Annotated in this window: 13 protein-coding genes, 2 tRNA genes and 1 pseudogene; 14 read left to right on the forward strand and 2 right to left on the reverse strand. The window is 45.1% G+C overall.

Translation table 11 applies throughout. The annotated features are described in order from the left end of the window. Positions 1–91: 91 nt before the first annotated feature. The 6 genes and pseudogenes from QP420_RS03110 to QP420_RS03135 all read left to right on the forward strand — a co-directional run. Positions 92–1210: a cell division protein FtsQ/DivIB gene (locus QP420_RS03110; RefSeq protein WP_481616540.1), complete on the forward strand. Its 1119-nt coding sequence runs from the start codon at positions 92–94 to the stop codon at positions 1208–1210. A 260-nt stretch (positions 1211–1470) separates the two neighbouring features. After that, positions 1471–1842 carry a 30S ribosomal protein S12 gene (gene rpsL, locus QP420_RS03115; protein WP_003813881.1) on the forward strand — a complete coding sequence of 124 codons (372 nt, stop codon included), beginning with the start codon at positions 1471–1473 and terminating at the stop codon, positions 1840–1842. A gap of 3 nt (positions 1843–1845) precedes the next feature. After that, positions 1846–2316 carry a 30S ribosomal protein S7 gene (rpsG, locus tag QP420_RS03120; protein ID WP_004127577.1) on the forward strand — a complete coding sequence of 157 codons (471 nt, stop codon included), beginning with the start codon at positions 1846–1848 and terminating at the stop codon, positions 2314–2316. Positions 2317–2358: 42 nt separating this feature from the next. Continuing rightward, positions 2359–4488: an elongation factor G gene (fusA, locus tag QP420_RS03125; RefSeq protein ID WP_464405292.1), complete on the forward strand. Its 2130-nt coding sequence runs from the start codon at positions 2359–2361 to the stop codon at positions 4486–4488. A 170-nt stretch (positions 4489–4658) separates the two neighbouring features. Continuing rightward, on the forward strand, positions 4659–5858 hold the full coding sequence (tuf, locus tag QP420_RS03130; RefSeq protein WP_060787289.1) for an elongation factor Tu: 1200 nt from the start codon (positions 4659–4661) through the stop codon (positions 5856–5858). Between the two features lie 592 nt (positions 5859–6450). Then, a pseudogene (locus QP420_RS03135) lies at positions 6451–6762 on the forward strand (leucine-rich repeat domain-containing protein); the annotation flags it as partial. Between the two features lie 1574 nt (positions 6763–8336). On the opposite strand, the gene QP420_RS03140 reads toward QP420_RS03135, so the two are convergent. Both QP420_RS03140 and QP420_RS03145 read right to left on the reverse strand, forming a co-directional pair. Beyond that, positions 8337–8567 carry a hypothetical protein gene (locus QP420_RS03140; RefSeq protein WP_481616510.1) on the reverse strand — a complete coding sequence of 77 codons (231 nt, stop codon included), beginning with the start codon at positions 8565–8567 and terminating at the stop codon, positions 8337–8339. Positions 8568–8607: 40 nt separating this feature from the next. Then, positions 8608–8681: transfer RNA gene (locus QP420_RS03145), tRNA-Lys, on the reverse strand. 144 nt (positions 8682–8825) lie between these two features. Between QP420_RS03145 and xseA the strand changes: the two genes are divergently transcribed. The 8 genes from xseA to QP420_RS03185 all read left to right on the forward strand — a co-directional run bounded on the left by xseA (position 8826) and on the right by QP420_RS03185 (position 20114). Then, a complete protein-coding gene (gene xseA, locus QP420_RS03150; protein WP_060787293.1) occupies positions 8826–10055 on the forward strand; it encodes an exodeoxyribonuclease VII large subunit in 1230 nt (409 codons plus the stop codon). Positions 10056–10117: 62 nt separating this feature from the next. After that, positions 10118–10426: an exodeoxyribonuclease VII small subunit gene (locus QP420_RS03155; RefSeq protein ID WP_060787294.1), complete on the forward strand. Its 309-nt coding sequence runs from the start codon at positions 10118–10120 to the stop codon at positions 10424–10426. A gap of 49 nt (positions 10427–10475) precedes the next feature. Continuing rightward, positions 10476–10548 (forward strand) — tRNA-Arg (locus tag QP420_RS03160). 260 nt (positions 10549–10808) lie between these two features. Beyond that, positions 10809–14207: a mupirocin-resistant isoleucine--tRNA ligase gene (ileS, locus tag QP420_RS03165; protein WP_481616511.1), complete on the forward strand. Its 3399-nt coding sequence runs from the start codon at positions 10809–10811 to the stop codon at positions 14205–14207. A gap of 485 nt (positions 14208–14692) precedes the next feature. Next, positions 14693–15580: an ABC transporter permease gene (locus tag QP420_RS03170; RefSeq protein ID WP_060787298.1), complete on the forward strand. Its 888-nt coding sequence runs from the start codon at positions 14693–14695 to the stop codon at positions 15578–15580. Beyond that, positions 15577–16584: an ABC transporter permease gene (locus tag QP420_RS03175; protein ID WP_481616512.1), complete on the forward strand. Its 1008-nt coding sequence runs from the start codon at positions 15577–15579 to the stop codon at positions 16582–16584. Before QP420_RS03170 ends, QP420_RS03175 begins: the two co-directional genes overlap by 4 nt. A gap of 142 nt (positions 16585–16726) precedes the next feature. Further along, entirely contained in the window at positions 16727–18475 is a 1749-nt protein-coding gene (locus QP420_RS03180; RefSeq protein WP_481616513.1) for an ABC transporter substrate-binding protein, read from the forward strand. A 16-nt stretch (positions 18476–18491) separates the two neighbouring features. Continuing rightward, positions 18492–20114: an ATP-binding cassette domain-containing protein gene (locus QP420_RS03185; RefSeq protein WP_481616514.1), complete on the forward strand. Its 1623-nt coding sequence runs from the start codon at positions 18492–18494 to the stop codon at positions 20112–20114. Positions 20115–20120 lie beyond the last annotated feature (6 nt).

The raw sequence follows: 20120 nt of genomic DNA on the forward strand, positions 1-20120 counted from the left end.
AGTCGCAAGTAAGTCGCCAAATAAGTAAATCGCAAGTAAATCGCAAGTAAATCGCGAAAAGATGCAAGAGGAAAGTAGGTGAGTGGTAGTTATGGGACGAGTGATTTTTGGTAAATCTGCGAGTGCTAATAAATCTAACGTGTCTAGTGAATCTACTGAATCTACTGAATCTATTAAGAGGTTGCGCGTTGCAAAATCTGGTAAGTCTGCTAGAAAAATCGAGTCGGCTAATGTTGTGCAAAATAGCGTGCAAAATGGCGTGCAAAATGGCGTGCAAGATATCCCGCTTAATGTAGTTAACAGTGCGCATAATGCCGTTAAAAATGCACGCTCTAAAAACGCTTTTGTAGATGCAAGAAGACTTTCTGTAGTTGACTTTGTAAAGCAAACTTTAAAGTCTAGTGCTGGTCCACTTGGCATTGCATCTAGACCTAAAGTAATAGATTTTAGTGCAAGAGAAAAAGAAAAGAACTCCGCTAAATTGCGCACTATTTTGCTGCGATTTGCCTACACTTTTCTTGCGGTTGCAATAGTTGTATTGCTTTGCTGGCTGCTATTTTTATCGCCATTCTTCCGCTTGAATGCTAAGAATATACGCATTATAGGCTCTAATGAGTGGGTTAGTGAGCAAAAAATCGCGTCTATTGCGTCCAACCAAGTAGATAAGTCTCTGTTTTTAGTTTCTTCTCAGCAAATAATTGAGCAGTTAAACAACATACCTGGCGTAACCGAAACAAAGGTTGTAAAGCAGTTCCCACAAGGCTTGCAAATAACGGTTCGCGCGCAAAAACCTGCTGCCATGCTTAAAGCCAAAGTTGGAGAAAAACTTACAGCTGTAGACGTTAGAGGCAGGATTTTAAACGCTGTTCAAAATGTTTCTATAAGTGGAATTCCTGTTATAGAAGTTAGCGACGTTCGTAGAAGTTTAAACAGTAAAGCTGTTAAAGAAGCGTTGAAAATTGTAAGCTCGCTTTCGCAAGATTTTAGGTCTCATGTTACGCGAGTTAGCGCAAAAACGCAGGATTCCGTTGAAACAGAAGTTTCTTACCCAAGCCCAAGCGGAGATATTCATCGGCTTGTTGTTTGGGGGGATTCTTCGGATTTAGAGCTTAAAAAGGCGATTGTAGAAACGATTATTAATGATCCAAGTAAAATCGGCAATCGCCAGCTTTTAGATGTTTCTGCGCCTGCAAGGCCAATTCTTAAATAGTCTGCTTAAGTGGTTTTTAATTGTCACGTAAAGGTGTATAATAGTACTTTGTGTGTGCCAACGGTGCGCCTTATGTTATAGGTGCTCGCGTTGGGATATCCCAAGTGCCAAAGATAGCGCGCAGTAATGCGTGGCTGGAGGCGCAAGGGCCATCGGGCCGGTGGACTGTGGCTTTTCTCTTTAACCGATTCAGGTTTAAGGTGTGCTGCAGTGCTGCGGTTTCACCAAATAGAAGACATTAATGAATCGGAGAACTTAAGTTGCCTACGATTGAACAACTCGTCCGTAAGGGACGTCAGGCCAAGCCTAAGAAGTCAAAGACTTTGGCCTTGAAAGGTAGCCCGTTGCGTCGTGGCGTGTGCACTCGTGTGTACACCACCACTCCTAAGAAGCCAAACTCTGCGCTTCGTAAGGTTGCTCGTGTGCGCCTCAGCTCGGGTATTGAAGTAACCGCCTACATTCCAGGCGAAGGTCATAACTTGCAGGAGCACTCCATTGTGCTTGTGCGCGGTGGCCGTGTGAAGGATCTCCCAGGTGTGCGTTACCACATCGTGCGTGGCGCTCTCGATACCCAGGGTGTTAAGGACCGCAAGCAGGGTCGTTCCCTGTATGGAGCAAAGAAGGCGAAGTAAAACATGTCACGTAAAGGACCTGCAAAAAAGCATCAGCTGCTTCCTGATCCAATCTACGGCTCGACCGTCGTGGCTCAGTTGATTAACAAAATTCTTCTCGATGGCAAGAAGTCCATCGCAGAAAACATCGTCTACACCGCTCTTGAGCAGGTGAAGGCCAAGACCGAGCAGGAGCCAGTTTCTGTTTTGAAGCGCGCTCTCGATAACATTCGTCCAAGCCTCGAGGTTCGTTCCCGCCGCGTTGGTGGTGCAACCTACCAGGTGCCAGTCGAAGTTAAGCCTGCTCGTGCAAACACTTTGTCCTTGCGCTGGCTTACGGACTTCTCCCGCGTTCGTCGCGAGAAGACCATGGCTGAGCGTTTGGCTAACGAAATTCTCGATGCCTCCAATGGCTTGGGTGCTTCTGTAAAGCGCCGCGAGGATACCCACAAGATGGCAGAAGCAAACAAGGCTTTTGCTCACTATCGCTGGTAATCCACAAGATAATCGGTATCTTAAAGAGCTAAGGATATTAATATGGCACAAGATGTGCTTAACGACCTGAATATGGTTCGTAACATCGGCATCATGGCGCACATCGATGCTGGTAAGACTACTACCACCGAGCGTATTCTTTACTACACTGGTAAGAATTACAAGATTGGTGAAACTCACGATGGCGCTTCCACCATGGACTTTATGGCGCAGGAGCAGGAACGCGGTATTACTATTCAGTCTGCTGCAACCACTTGCTTCTGGAAGCGTCAAACCCATGACGTAGATAACCGCTATCAAATCAACATCATCGATACTCCAGGCCACGTTGACTTTACCGCAGAGGTAGAGCGTTCTTTGCGTGTTCTCGACGGTGCTGTTGCAGTGTTCGACGGTAAGGAAGGCGTGGAGCCTCAGTCCGAAACCGTTTGGCGTCAGGCAGATAAGTACAGCGTTCCACGTATTTGCTTCATCAACAAGATGGATAAGTTGGGCGCAGACTTCTACTATTCTGTTAAGACCATTAAGGAAAAGCTTGGCGCTAAGCCACTCGTTATTCAGCTTCCAATCGGCGCTGAAAACGACTTCCTTGGTGTTGTTGACTTGATTCGTATGAAGGCCTACGTTTGGAACGACGTTAAGGACGATATGGGTGCCCACTACGACACCGTTGACATTCCTGCCGATTTGCAGGAACGTGCAGAAGAATATCGTGCCGAGCTTATGGATCAGGTTGCAGAAGCCGACGAAGAGTTGCTTGAGAAGTATCTTGAATCTGGAGAACTTTCCGAAGAAGAGATTCGCATTGGTATTCGCAAGCTTACCATCGCTCGCGAAGCCTTCCCAGTAACTTGCGGTTCTGCATTTAAAGATAAGGGTGTTCAGCCAATGCTGGATGCTGTTGTTGACTTCCTTCCAAGCCCAGAAGATGTTCCATCTATTAAGGGCTTTGATCCAAGCGACGAATCCGTTGAGATTGATCGTAAGCCAGTAAATACAGATCCATTTGCTGCATTGGTCTTTAAGATCTCTACTCATCCGTTCTACGGAAAGCTTGTGTTCGTGCGCGTGTACTCTGGCGAAGTTAAGCCAGGCGATTCCGTGTACGATTCCACTAAGAGCAAGAAGGAACGCGTTGGTAAGATCTTCCAGATGCACGCAGATAAGGAAAATCCTGTAGATTCTGCAGAAGCTGGAAACATTTACACCTTCGTTGGTTTAAAGAACGTTAGCACGGGTGACACCTTGTGCGACGAGAAGAGCCCAATTTCTTTGGAATCCATGACATTCCCAGATCCTGTTATCGAGGTTGCTGTGGAGCCAAAGACGAAGGCAGATCAGGAAAAGATGAGCTTGGCTTTGGCTAAGCTTTCCGACGAGGATCCTACCTTCCAGGTTAAGACCGACGAAGAGTCTGGTCAGACTTTGATTTCTGGTATGGGCGAGCTTCAGCTCGACATTATTGTGGATCGTATGCGCCGCGAGTTCAAGGTTGAAGCGAATGTTGGTAAGCCACAGGTTGCTTACCGTGAAACCATTCGTAAGGCTGTTATGAACCAGGAATACACCCACAAGAAGCAGACCGGTGGTTCTGGCCAGTTCGCAAAGGTTTTGATGAACTTCGAGCCAATCGATCCAGAATCTGGCGAAGTCTATCAGTTTGTTAACGAGGTCACTGGTGGCCACATTACTAAGGAATTCATTCCTTCCATCGACGCAGGTGTGCAGGAAGCTATGGAATCTGGCGTTTTGGCAGGCTTCCCAGTGGTTGGCGTTAAGGCAACCGTTACCGACGGTCAGACTCACGACGTTGATTCTTCGGAAATGGCCTTCAAGATTGCAGGTTCCATGTGCTTCAAGGAAGCTGCTCCTAAGGCTCACCCAGTAATCCTCGAGCCAATTATGGCCGTGGAAGTTCGTACTCCAGAAGAGTACATGGGCGACGTTATGGGCGATTTGAACTCCCGTCGTGGAAACATTCAGTCTATGACTGACGCTACTGGCGTTAAGGTTATTGACGCTAAGGTTCCACTGAGTGAGATGTTCGGCTACATTGGTGATCTTCGTTCCAAGACTCAGGGACGTGCTATGTTCACCATGCAGATGGATTCTTACGCGGAAGTTCCAAAGGCCGTATCGGACGAGATTATTAAAGCCCAGCGCGGCGAGTAAAAGCGCACGCTACTTCGGTGTTTTGTGTCCCTAGTCAACGCTAGAATTTCCTACGTTGACTGGGTTCTGGCACCGAAGTGGCACCTAACCCAGAAACCCAGTAAATATGTAGCGAGAGGCTTCACATAAGAATGTGAGGCAAACTACGAGACGTCCAGGAGGACAAACACATGGCAAAGGAAAAGTACGAGCGTACTAAGCCGCATGTTAACATTGGTACCATTGGTCACGTTGATCACGGTAAGACTACCTTGACCGCGGCTATTTCTAAGGTGCTTCATGGCGAATATCCAGATCTGAACCCTCAGTATGACTTCGATCAGATCGACGCCGCTCCAGAAGAGAAGGAGCGCGGTATTACCATTAACATCGCCCACATCGAGTATCAGACTGAAGCACGTCACTACGCTCACGTGGACGCTCCAGGCCACGCTGATTACGTTAAGAACATGATCACCGGTGCCGCTCAGATGGATGGCGCAATCCTCGTGGTTGCTGCTACCGACGGCCCAATGGCTCAGACCCGTGAACACGTCTTGCTTGCTAAGCAGGTCGGCGTTCCAAAAATTCTTGTTGCTTTGAACAAGTGCGATATGGTTGACGACGAAGAGCTTATCGACCTCGTTGAAGAAGAGGTTCGTGACCTCCTCGATGAAAACGGCTTCGATCGCGATTGCCCAGTCATCCGTACTTCCGCTTACGGCGCTTTGCATGATGACGCTCCAGATCACGACAAGTGGGTAGAGACCGTCAAGGAACTCATGAAGGCTGTTGACGAGTACATCCCAACCCCAACTCACGATCTTGACAAGCCATTCTTGATGCCAATCGAAGATGTGTTCACCATCTCCGGTCGTGGTACCGTTGTCACCGGTCGTGTTGAGCGTGGTAAGCTCCCAATCAACACCCCAGTTGAGATCGTTGGTTTGCGCGATACCCAGACCACCACCGTCACCTCTATCGAGACCTTCCACAAGCAGATGGATGAGGCCGAGGCTGGCGATAACACTGGTCTTCTTCTTCGTGGTATCAACCGTACCGACGTTGAGCGTGGTCAGGTTGTGGCTGCTCCAGGTTCTGTGACACCACACACCAAGTTCGAAGGCGAAGTTTACGTCTTGACCAAGGACGAAGGTGGCCGTCACTCGCCATTCTTCTCCAACTACCGCCCACAGTTCTACTTCCGTACTACCGATGTTACTGGCGTTATCACCTTGCCAGACGGCATCGAAATGGTTCAGCCAGGCGATCACGCAACCTTCACTGTTGAGTTGATTCAGGCTATCGCAATGGAAGAGGGCTTGACCTTCGCAGTTCGTGAAGGTGGCCGTACCGTTGGTTCTGGTCGTGTGACCAAGATTCTTGCCTAGTATTTTCTGATTTTCTAATCTGAAAATATTTAGCTAATCTTTAAAAGACCCCGTAAGTTTTCTTGCGGGGTCTTTTTGTTTTCTGTGTTTTCTGTATTTTATTCATTTTTATGTAATTGTTCCAGATGGTTACTAAAATGGCGATTAGTGGCTTATGGCCGTGTTTACGAGTTAACATTTATTTTTAAGTTGTTAAATAATTGAGTTGTTAAATAAGAAGGTTGAGTTTATGCCTGGGGTTATTGGCATGTTGGTTAATCGTATTAAAAGTGGCTTAAAAGTTAAGGCTTTTAAGCTGTTTGTTGCTTCGATTATTGCTGTTGGCATGCTTTTTGGCATAATGCCAGCTTATGCAGCTTTTGCGCAAAATATTCAAGTGGGGGGTACCCCTAACCAGGCAACTAGCTTAAACGCCAATGGTGCTGCAGATGCAGAAAAAACAAAAAAGCAAAAAGACGCAGAAAATCCAAACGATTTATTCGCTAATAATCCAACACTTAAGAGAGACTTGTATAACTGCTTATCTTACTCTCAAAACGATGGTTTTACTTTACCTGATTCTGTTGAAAAGTGGCATCCAACAAAAACAGATATGCAGAATATCAAAAAGCTTGAATTGAGCATTGAAGACATTAGTGACATTAGCTTTTTAAAGTATTTTCCAAATCTTGAAGAATTGAAATTAGGTCACAATAATATTTCTGATTTAAATCCGCTTTCTACTCTTACAAGTCTTAAAACATTGGATTTGAGTGATAATAATATAAGTGATATTTCTAAATTAGCCAGTTTAACAAATCTTAAAAATTTGAATTTGAGTGGGAATAGTATAAGTGATATTTCTAAATTGGCTGGTTTAACAAATCTTGAATCTTTGGACATAAGTACAAACAAAATTAGTAATGTAGATAGTCTTGTTAATCTTTGTGCAGGCAAGCTTATAAGTATTAAGGCTGAAGAAAATAGTATTAGAAACGTTGATAAGATTTACGCTATTGCTGCTGTAAAAAGCGATAACTTGTTTGCTGAAGCCCATAAAGAAGCCAAAACTAATCCGTATATGTTATGGGGGAAAACCAAATACGATAGTTTGTATGATTTTTCTAAGCAGCATATTGAAGAAAATATAACTCCTACGCAGGCTAAAGCTGGGTATGAATATACTAAGCTTTTGGCGTCAACTGTTAAAGATAAAGATTACAAATTTACTTATACGTACGTTTATAGATATGTTCCTACTCCCTTTATGAAGCGAACTTATATAAATGATAAAACTATTACAATAAATGAAAATGATGGAGTTAAATTAATAGATTTTGACCTAAATAAAACATTAGGATTTGAGTTCTATCCTCATACAGGTGGAGAAAATGTTCATGTTGGTCCTAATTTTTTGTTTAATGGAGAATTGTTGATTCGTCAATATAAGATACAAGATTTTAATATTGAACTTGGATTTGGTGAGGGAAGAGGGATTGATATGTCATCTCTAAAATCCAAAGTTGTAATAGACGGATTTAAAAAAGGCATGGATTATTTTGATTTTTCATATTGGGATGCCTGGAATGAAAATATTAATACTGATGGTGCAATTGGCAAGAATGCATATCTGCCTGGCGAATACAATTTTGCTGCAGCTTTAAAATATACACAAGGAGAAGCAAAAGGCAACAAGATAATTGGGTATGATTCTGTTGATAACTTTAATATTCACGTTAAAGTAAAAACAATGGCTGAAACGTGGCCTGCTAAAAGCAGTGATGTGAAAATTGATGATATTGATTCGGCTAGCGCTACGCAGTCTAGTAGCAAACCGACTGTGAAATCGATTAGTGATGATGTTAAAAATCAAGTTGAGGGATTATTTGCAAAAGGTGGAAAGCGTGACTACCCTGCAATTCCTGCTGGTTTGAAGCCTACTGCATGTGATTATTGTGATCCAGAGGATGATGATTGTAATAAGAGAAATTGTGGTGACGACACAAACGCTTACTCATTTTATTTGTATGGACCAACGAATCCTGAACCTACTATTTTCAAAAAAGTAGGAGATTTTTGTTCATATACGGATGAGCATGATAATGATGTTGCATATTATTACAAAGTGCCTACGGTTACGGTAGATAATTTTACAATACCTGAAGCAACTAGTGAAAATCAGATTGTTAATGTTCCTGTTACGGTTACTTATGTTGATGGGTCTAAGTGTACGTTTAACGCTAGCTTTACTGTAAAGGCAAAACCGAACCCGAACCCGGATCCAAAGCCTCAACCACAACCAGAGCCTCAGCCGCATCCGCAGCCAGGCCCTCAGCCAGGCCCTCAGCCAGGCCCTCAGCCAGCTCCGCAGCCAACACCAACGCCTGTGCCAACGCCTCAACCTCAACCGCAGCCTCAACCGTCAGATCCGCAGGATCCGCCTGTCACGCCTACGCCTGCGCCGACGCCGACGCCAGATCAGCCTGGAACCCCTTCTGGTCAATCGCACATGACGGAACCAGATATATTGCCTAAGCCGTATTTGAACATAGACGTAACGCCTAATCCAAACATAAGCACAGCGCCTACTAATGGCCACAAAACCGCTGATAGGGTTAACTCTGCCTCATCCAAATCGCGTGGAACTATTCCAGCAACTGGCTCCGACTCGTCTTTAATAGCACTTGCCGCAATTCTTAGCGTGTTGCTTGGTGTTGTTGCTATTCGCATACGAAAAAACCCAAGCCGCAAAGCTTGGGTTTTCAACAAGTGCCCCCTCAGGGATTCGAACCCTGGACACGCTGATTAAGAGTCAGCTGCTCTAGCCAACTGAGCTAAAGGGGCGTTGGCGTTTTCTTGAGCCGAGTAATAACTATACTCACAATCGATTTATTTGCAAGTCACGGCGTGTCGTGCTTTGTGTGTTTTCTGTGCTTATTGCGAATTTTTTAAACGCTTATTGTCCATCTTTTAAAAGAAACTTGGTATATGACTTTACCTTTGCATGCAAGCGAAACAAGCGCTGAAAATCCTTGGCCAGTAAGCGTCATAAGCCAAAAGTTCCATGGAGCTGTAGAGAAGTGGCCTGCGGCTTGGGTAGAAGGTCAGATTGTTGAAATCAACATGAGAAGGTCTACGTCTGGCTACATAACGCTTAGAGACAGCAACGAAGACGTTTCAATCTCCATAATGGGCTTTAGCAATTTTGTTCAGCAGGCTAAAGATTTGCGTCAGGGAGATAGGGTAGTTGTTCACGGCAAGGCAGATATTTGGGTAAAAGCAACACGATTGAGCTTTGTTGCCGACGAAATTAGGCGTGTTGGTGCTGGCGATTTAAAGGCGCAAATAGACGAGTTGCGCAAAAAGCTTAAAGGCGAAGGCTTGTTCGACGCAGAAAACAAGGTGCCGCTGCCTGAGTTTCCAAAGTGCATTGGTCTGGTGTGTGCACCTCAAGCTCGCGCCGAGGGAGATGTTATTACAAACGTTAATTTGCGCTGGCCTGTAACGCGTTTTAAGGTGGTTCACGCGCATGTTCAGGGTGTGCAATGCCCAGCGGACGTTATTGCGGCAATTAAACAGCTAGATGCCGACCCAGAGGTTGATGTGATTATTGTTGCGCGCGGCGGCGGTAGTTTTGAAGATTTGATTGGATTTTCGGACGAGGGCGTGGTTCGCGCAACGGCTGCTTGCTTAACTCCGATTGTTTCTGCGATTGGTCACGAAGACGATTGGACGCTTATTGATTTGGCGGCAGATATGCGAGCTTCTACGCCTACAGATGCAGCAAAGCGCGTTGTTCCAGATGTTAACGAGCAATGGCAGTTGATTGACAACGCTTTGCAGCATGCGCGCATGAGGATTTCTGCCCGAGTTAGCAACGAGATTCAGCTTATTGAAGGCTACGCAAATAGGCCAAGTATTACCCAGCCAACCACTATGCTGGAGCCGCACGAGTTGTTTGTGCAGCAGGCGGTTGAACGCATGAGGCATGGTTTGGTGCGGTTGCTTGACGACGCTAGCTTGACTGTTGAAAAGGCGCATGCCAGTGTTATGGCTCTTAGCCCGCAGTCAACGCTTAATCGCGGTTACGCGGTTGTGCAGATTAGCGGCGGGAAAGTGCTTGACGATTCTAGTCGTGTAAAAGCTGGAGACGATATAACAGTCACTCTTAAAAGTGGCTTGATCACAGCTAGCGTTACGTCTGTAGAAAAGTCGTAAAGTTTTAAAGTTTTAAAGTTTTAAGTAAAAAATCTTAAGTAAAAAATTAGAAAAGGATGATTATGAGTGACGAAACAAAAGACGCAAGTGCAAAAGTTGACGCGATTAGCACACTTAGCAACGAAGAGCGCGCTGCGATTAACGCAATGCCTTACGAAGAGGCTCGCGAAAAGCTTGTGCAAGCTGTTAAAGCACTTGAGGCTGGCGGCTTGACTTTAGATCAATCTATGCATCAATGGGAGCTTGGAGAGGCGTTAGCAAAGCGCGCGCAGGGTTTGCTTGCTGCGGTTCGCGCTAAGCTTGACGCGGCTCAGGCGGAGCAATCCGCTACGGCTGCTACGGCTGGAACGCAGTCGAATCTTGAATCGTGATTATTCTGTGGTGTGTAAACTACGCCATGGTGTATAATTGCCATTTGTTGCCTCGGTAGCTCAGTGGATAGAGCACCACTCTCCTAAAGTGGGTGTCGTCAGTTCGATTCTGATTCGGGGCACTTTTCTTTCCCCAATGTTAGGGGATAGTGTTAGATTATTTCTAACTTAAGCGATGATCCGTTATCGGCGGGGAGTTTTCGGAAGAACGGCGAGTGTTCGTAAGATTCTCGCTTATTAGAACCGACGGGGTTGGCCCGCATAGCCAAACACGAGAGGCTGCAAGAGTTGCGTTGAGCATTTTGCAGCAAGCGAGGTGGTACCGCGGCGTAACTGTCGTCCTCGCAGGGAAATATTCACCCTGTTGAGCGAGGAGAGCACAGTGAGCGAATCCACTAATCCAGCCGAAAAGTTGTGCGCAAATAACGTATACCCAAAGGTAAGTGTTGCCGCATCTGCACAAGAAGCTGCCAGTGAGCAAGTTGCACCAAATCCTTCTTTCCCAAAGCTTGAAGAGTCAGTGCTTCAATACTGGGATGCAAATAACACTTTCCGTAAGTCAATCGAATACCGCCCGTCTGGCAAGGGTAGCCAAAACGAGTTTGTGTTCTTTGATGGCCCTCCATTTGCAAACGGTCTTCCTCACTACGGCCACTTGCTCACAGGTTATGCAAAAGACGTTGTTCCGCGCTATCAGACTATGCGCGGACGCAAAGTAAATCGCGTTTTTGGCTGGGATACTCACGGCCTTCCAGCAGAGTTGGAAGCGCAGAAGGAACTCGGCATTGAGTCGGTTGATCAAATCGAAAAAATGGGCATCGCAAAGTTCAACGATGCTTGCCGTGCCAGCGTTTTAAAGTACACAAACGAGTGGCAAAACTACGTACATCGTCAGGCGCGCTGGGTTGATTTTGAGCGCGGCTACAAAACGCTTAACATTCCATACATGGAATCCGTTATGTGGGCCTTTAAGCAGCTTTACAGCAAGGGATTGGCTTACAAGGGTTACCGCGTGCTTCCGTACTGCCCTAAGGATCAGACGCCTCTTAGTGCGCACGAGCTTCGTATGGATGCAGATGTTTACCAGAATCGTCAAGATGCCACTGTTTCCGTGGCCGTTAAGCTTCGCGATGAGGCCGACGCTTACGCAGTATTCTGGACCACTACTCCTTGGACCGTGCCAACAAACTTCGCAATCGTAGTTGGTGCAGACATTGACTACGTGGAAGTTCGCCCAACTGAAGGCAAGTTTGCTGGTAAAAAGTTCTACATTGGCAAGCCTTTGCTTGAATCCTACACTAAGGAACTTGGCGAAAACTACGAAGTTGTGCGCGAACTTAAGGGTGCTGAGATGGCTGGTTGGCGCTACTATCCAGTATTCCCATACTTTGCAAGCGATTCCGCGCTTTCCGAGGGCGGCACTCCTGGTCCTAACGCTTTTACGATTTTTACAGCAGATTATGTTGACACCGCAGAAGGTACTGGCCTTGTTCACCAGGCTCCTTACGGCGAGGACGATATGAACACGCTTAATGCGCACGAAATTCGCAGCGTTGACGTGCTCGATGCTGGCTGCAAGTTTACAAGCGATTGCCCAGATTACGAAGGCTTGTATGTTTTCGACGCCAATTTGCCAATTTTGCGCAACTTGCGCGCAGGAGATGGCCCGCTTGCCAAGATGCCAGAAGATCAGCGCGCGTTGCTATTCCAAGAAAAAAGCTATGTGCACAGCTATCCTCACTGCTGGCGTTGCGCAACTCCGCTTATTTATAAGCCTGTTTCTAGCTGGTTTGTTTCGGTTACAAAGATTAAGGAGCGCTTGCTAGAGCTTAATCAACAGATTAATTGGATTCCTGGAAACGTTAAGGACGGCCAGTTTGGTAAATGGCTTTCTAACGCTCGCGATTGGTCGATTAGCCGTAATCGCTTCTGGGGCTCGCCAATCCCAGTGTGGGTGAGCGACGATCCAAAGTATCCTCGCGTAGATGTGTATGGATCTTTGGAAGAGCTTAAGGCTGATTTTGGTGATTATCCTCGCGACGACGATGGCAATGTGAATATGCATCGTCCGTATATTGATCGCCTTACTCGACCAAACCCAGACGATCCTACTGGAAAGTCGCAAATGCATCGCATTACGGATGTTCTTGACTGCTGGTTTGAGTCTGGTTCTATGCCTTTTGCGCAATTCCATTATCCGTTTGAAAACAAGGACTTCTTCGAAGAGCACTTCCCATGCGATTACATTGTTGAATACATTGGCCAGACTCGTGGATGGTTCTACACGCTTCACATTATGGCTACGGCTCTATTCGACCGACCAGCCTTTAAGAACGTGATTTGCCACGGCATTGTGCTTGGTTCCGACGGTCAGAAGATGAGTAAGCATTTGCGCAATTACCCAGATGTTAATGGCGTTTTTAACGAGTACGGCTCGGATGCTATGCGTTGGTTCCTTATGTCTTCGCCAATTTTGCGCGGCGGCAATTTGATTGTGACTGCAGACGGCATTAGGGATACGGTTCGCCAAGTTATGCTTCCAGTTTGGAGCTCGTACTACTTCTTTACGCTGTATGCCAATGCTGCAAACGGTGGCAAGGGCTACGATGCTCGTAGACTTCGCGCGGACGAGGTTGCAGGCCTTTGCAACATGGATCGCTACTTGCTTGCTCGCACGCGTTTGCTTGTTGAGCGCGTAGAAAAGTGCTTGAACGAGTTTGCGATTAGCGATGCTTGCGCAGCAGTTAGTGACTTTATTGACGTTCTTACTAATTGGTATATTCGCGGCAGTCGCGACCGCTTCTGGAATGAAGATGAAGCTGCTTTCAACACGCTTTATACTGTGTTGGAAGCCTTTATGCGCACGATTGCTCCTCTTGCTCCTATGGAAGCAGAGGCTGTGTGGCGTGGCCTTACTGGCGGCGAATCCGTGCATTTGGCTGATTGGCCTTATTTGGTGGAGCCTGAGACTCTTTCGGATGGCGAGAAGAACCCTAAGGCTGGAGAAGTCACCGAGCTTGGTGCGGTTCTTGCGCATGACGATGCTTTGGTTGCTGCTATGGATAAGGTTCGCGAGGTTGTGTCTTCTACGCTTTCGTTGCGTAAAGCGGAGCAGTTGCGCGTGCGCCAGCCTCTTGCAAACTTGACGGTTGTTGCAGAAAATACGGCTGCTGTAGAGCCATATGAGCAGGTTCTTGAGCGTGAGCTTAATGTGAAGAATGTAACATTCTGCACTTTGGAAGACGCAAGCGACCACGGTTTGAAGATTGTTCACGAGCTTAAGGTTAACGCTCGCGCGGCTGGCCCTCGTTTGGGTAAGCAAGTGCAGTTTGCTATTAAGGCTTCGAAGAGTGGCGATTGGCGTGTTGACGCCTCTGGTGCTCCTGTTGTCAATACTCCAAACGGCGAAGTTGCGCTTGAACAAGGTGAATATGAGCTTGTAAATCGTGTTGAGTCTTCGGATGCTCAAGCAGCTGCAAATACTGCTTCTGCTGCAATGCCAACTGGCGGCTTTGTTATGCTTGACACTGCTTTGACGGCGGATTTGCTTGCGGAAGGTTATGCTCGCGATGCTATTCGCGCTGTTCAAGATGCGCGTAAAGAGAGCGGCTTAGACATTAGCGATAGAATCGCTTTGACTTTGAGCGTGCCAGCAGCCGATGTTGCTAAGGTAAATCAGTTCCGTGATTTGATTGCGGAAGAAACTTTGGCAACTAGCTTTGAAGTTACAGAGGCTGATTCTAGCGCAACCGAGCTTAGCGTAAGTCTTAAGCGTGCGTAGTTTAAGCATTACGTAAATCTTTAGCTAACTAAACAAAAAACGTGCCGTTGTATTATTAAATACCTCGGCACGTTTTGTTTTTGCGTGTGGTGGGTGGTTTGTGGTGTTGTATGTAAATCGTGTGGAATTTGGAACAAATGCAGGGAGGATTTTCCAGAGTTTGTTCCAAATTTGGGTTGAATTTGGTACAAAATGCGGAAAGTCGCTCGCGCGTTACAGCGCGCTCACGTCTTCGCCGCGCAGAAGCAGTGCTTCTGCTTTGAGCGGCTCAGCGAATCGAAGTGCATTCGCGCGCTACGCTTTAAGCGCTCATGCAAGTCGATTCGCGCTACGCTTCGAGTGAAAAAGCAAGACGATGCGACACTCCGATTTCCATACCTTCATATAGATTCGTTATAACGACAGTACAAATCTACTCATGTTTGTATTTGTTGGTTTTATAGAAAAATTGCAATACGAAAGTGCAGGTAACGAAATGAGTGGCGATGAAAAGGGGCGGTGTATTTTATTCGCGTAGCAAGCGCGACTTATCAAGTGTTACCGCAATTGTTGGAATTGCAATAATCTCACTGTTTGTTTTATTGGCGATTTTTGCCGACCTCTTTACTCTTATTACAGGTAATGATCCATATAGCGAAAATCCCGATGTTTTGTCGGATTCTTCGTTGCCTACAGGCATAGGCGGAATAAGCTCAAAACATTGGTTTGGCGTAACGCCATTGCGCGGAATTGACTTATTTGCAATCATCTCTCACGGCGCAAGAATCTCTCTTGGCATTGGCTTAGCTTCTACTGCAATCTCCGTTGTTTTAGGCGTTGTAATTGGCGTTATTGCTGGTTATTTTGGTGGTTTTGTTGATTTTGCAATTTCTCGCATTATGGACGTGTTCTTTGGGTTCCCGTTCCTAATCTTTGCGATTGCGCTTTCTGCGATTGTTCCTCAAACTTTCCCGCGTCCGCTTCTTTTAACTCTTGTAATCGGCTTTTTTGGTTGGCCTAGCATGGCGCGATTGGTTCGCGGCGAAACACTTAGCCTTAAAAATCGCCATTTTGCTGTGGCTTCCAGAGTTATGGGCGCTAGTGCTTTTCATGTTTTGCGCAATCAGATTTTGCCAAACATGCTTCCAATAATCATTGTTAATACAACACTTTCTATACCAGGCCGTATTGCACTCGAAGCGGCACTTTCATTTCTTGGCGTTGGCATGAATCCGCCTTCGCCTTCGTGGGGACGCTCAATATCCGACGCAGTGCAGTGGGCATTGGTAGACCCGTGGTATTTAATATTCCCAGGTTTATCTTTGTCCCTGCTTGCGCTCGGGTTTAATATGCTGGGCGATTGGCTTTCTTCAAAAATGGAGATAGCAGCATGAGCGTTTTTCTTTACATTATTAGGCGCGTTGCAAGCGCTTTGGCTGTTATTGCTGTTATTGCAATGGCAATGTTTTTGATTTTCTTTATGACTCCAACAAATCCTGCGCAGCTTATGTGCGGCAAACCTTGCACGCCTGAGCGTTTAGCACAAGTTTCTGCGTTTATGGGAACTGATTTGCCTTGGTATGGTCAGCTTTTTAACTATTTGCAGGGTATTTTTGTTGGCCGTACTTTTGGTGATTCTGCATCTGCCAGCGCAATTGTTTGCGCGACTCCTTGCTTAGGATGGTCTTTTGCGCTTAATGAGCCTGTTACTGGTTTGATTTTTAGTCGTTTTCCAGTTACCGCATCAATCGCTATCGGCGCTGCTGTTTTGTGGATGCTAATTGGCGTATTTGCAGGCGTTTTGCAAGCTGTTAAGCGTGATTCGTGGATTGATCGCTTAATCGTAGCGTTGTCTTCGATTGGTATTTCGTCTCCTACCTACCTAATTGGTTTGCTGGCGATTATTGCTTTTGCGGTTTACATTCCAGTTTTTCCTACTGGCGGATATGTTAGCTTCTTTGCTAATCCTTTTGACTGGGCTTGGCATCTGCTACTCGCTTGGATTGTTTTAGCGTTGATAAATGGCGCTTTTTATGCGCGCATTACTCGTTCTACAATGCTTAGGGAATTTGGTAAAGATTATGTGCGAACTGCAAGAGCAAAGGGCATGCCCGATTCACATGTTGTAGTAAATCATGCTTTGCGAAATGCAATTTTACCAATATTTACAATGTTTGGTTTAGATCTTGGCGGTCTTCTTGGTGGAGCGGTTATAACTGAGCGCGTGTTCTCTATGCACGGGTTGGGTTCTCTTCTTTTAGACGCTGTTAAGACTTTTGATTTGCAAGTTTTGGTTGGAGTTACGCTGTTTTCGGCCGCTCTTGTAATAATTGCAAATCTTATTGTTGACGTCTGTTATTGTTTGCTTGATCCTAGAGCGGCTAAAGTCGCCCTTTAAAGTGGTGATTAGTGAGCGATTAAAATCGCCAGCAAAATCGCCATTAAGGTTGCGGCTAAAGTCGCTACTAAAGTCTTCTTTAAATCACAATAATAAAAATTTTTAATAACTTTATAACTTTATAAAAAATTAAGGAAAAATCATGCAAAATACACAAAATATGCAAAATTATTATCAAATCATCAAAAAATTTAATCGTGGCTTTGCTCTAAATACATTAAGAGCAATTGCCGTAATTCTAGTGTTTTCGCTGGTTTATGCATTTTCTGCTTGCGGATCTGCTGCGCAAAGTGGTCAAAACCTACAAAAAAGACTACCAAATGCTTCTGTGCTTAATAGCAATCCAAAAAAGGGCGGAACGCTTACGATTCTAAGCTCTGAATCAAAAATGGATTTTGATCCTGCAAGAAGTCAAGGTTTGCCAATAACCTCTAATAGCCTAGTTTTCCGCGCTTTAACAACGTGGAAAGTAACACCAAGTGGTAAAACGCGTGTTGTTGCCGATTTAGCAACAGATACTGGAACTGCTTTAGACGGCGGAAAAACTTGGAAGTACACTCTTAAAAAAGGCATTAAATACCAGGATGGAAGCCCAATAACGTCTAAAGATATTAAATATGGTCTTGAGCGTTCTTTTGCAAACTCGCTTACAGGCGGATTTGGTTACCACAAAGCGCTTTTGGAAGGCGCTAAAGACTATGCCGGTCCGTTTAGTGGCAAATCTTTGGATTCTATTGAAACTCCAGACAATCAAACAATCATTTTTAAACTAAATGCTGCTTTTGCTAATTGGCCTTGGGTTGCGTCTTTGGCTGCATTTGCTCCCGTTCCGCTAAATTCTGGGAATGCGCAGGATTATGGCAAAAGCCCAGTTGCTTCTGGACCGTACAAAATTGTTGAAAACGAAGCTGGCAAGCAAATTGTTATGGTTAGAAACACTAATTGGGATTCCAGCGCGGATTCAATTCGAGCTAATTACCCAGACAAGATAATTTGGAAGCTTGGTGTTGATCCTTCTGTTGCTGCCCAATCTATGATTCAAGGCAATTCTGGCGCAGACAATGCTATTCTTGCAGATTTTGTGCCTCCAGCTCAACGCGCACAAGCTAAAGCAAACTACAAGTCGAGCAATCTTTTAGTTACAAGCGGTGACGGAGCGTTGGAATATTTGGCCATGAACAATCGCCGTATTAAAGATGTTAAGATCCGCAAGGCGATTCAGTACGCTGTAGATAAGCAGTCGTATCAGCGAGCAAAGGGCGGTGCGGTTGCTGGCGGTTTTGCAACAACGCTTATTACTCCAGGCGTAAGCGAGCGCAAAGTCTATAATCTCTATTCTGCAAATCCGCGTGGGGACGTAGAAAAGGCTAAACAATTATTAAAGGAATCGGGTAAATCTAAACTAAAGTTTAGTCTTATTGCTCGCCCAGATCAGGCGCAAGTGGCATCTTCTATTCAAGCAAGCTTAAAGCGCGTTGGAATTGGTGTTTCTATACGAACTGTGGATTCGCAGATTTTTACAGATATGATTACTGGCGATTCTGGCGACTACGATTTAGCTTTGTCTAAATGGCAGCCTGATTTTCCTTCTGCGTATGCAAATATTGGCCCGCTTTTTGATTCTTCGCAAATAGGCGGCGGCAATTGGAATATATCTCGCTACTCGAATCCAAAAGTGGATTCCTTGATTCGCCAAGCTGTTGGCGTTGTAGATAAGTCGCGTGCAGATTTGCTTTGGCAGCAGGTTGATAAAGAGATTATGCGCGATTCTCCAATCGTTCCGCTTATTTACTCTAAGAACACTTATATTCACGGAAGCAATGTGGAAAACTTCTTTGTTGGGTCTTTCCCGGCTTATCCAAACTATGCGCGAGTTTCGCTTAGAAACTAGAAAAGGATTTAAGAAAATGTTGGAAAATCGCGAAAACCCAGTGCTTAGCGTTAGTGACTTGTCTATTGCGATTGGCAAAAATCAGATTACGCATAACGTATATTTAAACTTATACGCGGGCAAAATTAGCGCGCTGGTTGGCGAATCTGGTTCGGGAAAGTCCTTAACTTCGTTGGCGTTAATGGGTCTTCTTCCAGGCGATTTTAGTGTTTCTGGCAAAGCGGTTATTAATACAAGCACTAATGGCAGTTTGGATTTACTAAGCAATAATGCTCCGTATTCTTATATTCGTTCGGGTCTTATTTCAATGGTGTTCCAAGAGCCATCTACCGCATTTAATCCAGTTATGCGAATTGGCAAGCAAATTGAAGAGGCGTTAAAATATCATCCCGAAAAGTTTGGCAAGATGAGCGCTCGCGCTAAAAAATCGCGAGTTCTTGATTCCCTTAGCGAGGTTGGCCTAAAGGATGTGAATCGCGTTTATAGGTCTTATCCGCACGAACTTTCTGGCGGGCAGCTTCAGCGCGCAATGATTGCAATGGCAATTATTAATCAACCTTCTTTGCTTATTGCAGACGAGCCTACAACAGCTTTGGATGTTACAACTCAGCGTAAGATTTTGCAGCTTTTGCGCGATTTAGCTAAAAAGCATAATATTGCGGTTTTGATTATTACGCATAATATGAGCGTTGTTAAGGCTGTTGCAAACACAGTTTATGTTATGAACAGTGGCAGTATTGTTGAAAGTGGGCTAGTTAAAGATGTGTTTTCTAATCCTAAAAACAGCTATACGCGCTCTCTTTTAGACTCTATTGTTGATTTTGATATTAATAATTTAGCTAGCGAATCAACTAGTTCGGAGGCTGTCGATTTTTGCGTAAACATTCAAAATGTTTCTGCTAAATATGCTAAGTCTTCTAAAATTTTCAACCCTTCCAAATACGCAATAAGTGATTTGAACCTTAATATTTTAAAGGGGAAGACGCATGCGCTGGTTGGCGAATCTGGTGCTGGAAAAACAACGATTGCAAAGCTTATTTCTGGTCAGCTTAAGCCAGAATCTGGCAGCATAAGCATAGAGGGTCTTAATTTATACTCCGATTGCAAAAAGCGCGCAAATCGCAAGATTTTAAGCAATATTGGATTCATTTTCCAAGATTCTGGCTCGGCGCTAAATCCTTTAAAAACTGTAGGTTGGAGCATTGCCGAGCCTCTTATTGCCAATAAAAGTCTTAGCGAAGAAGAGCGCAAAAAGCGCGTGGAGCTTGTTCTTAATCAAGTGCATTTGCCATTAAGCTTAATAAACAGGTTCCCGCACGAGCTTTCTGGCGGCCAAAAACAGCGAGTTGGCATTGCACGAGCGTTAATAAATCGTCCTTCTTTGATTATTGCAGATGAGCCAACTTCGGCGTTAGATGCAAATCATTGCCTAAAAATCTTAAATCTTTTAAGTAGTTTGCAAAAGCAGTACAACTTTTCGTGCTTGTTTATAACGCATGATTTGGCTTTAGTAAGCCGAATTGCCAGCCAAGTTAGTGTTATAAAAGGCGGAAGGATTGTTGAGCAGGGAAGCGTTAAAGATGTATTGCGTTTCCCTAAAAATCCATACACGCTCAGTCTTATTGATGCTGTTTTGTAACGCTAT

It is taken from the genome of Bifidobacterium sp. UMB1197 (assembly GCF_030217745.1).
Lineage (GTDB): Bacteria > Actinomycetota > Actinomycetes > Actinomycetales > Bifidobacteriaceae > Bifidobacterium > Bifidobacterium vaginale_B.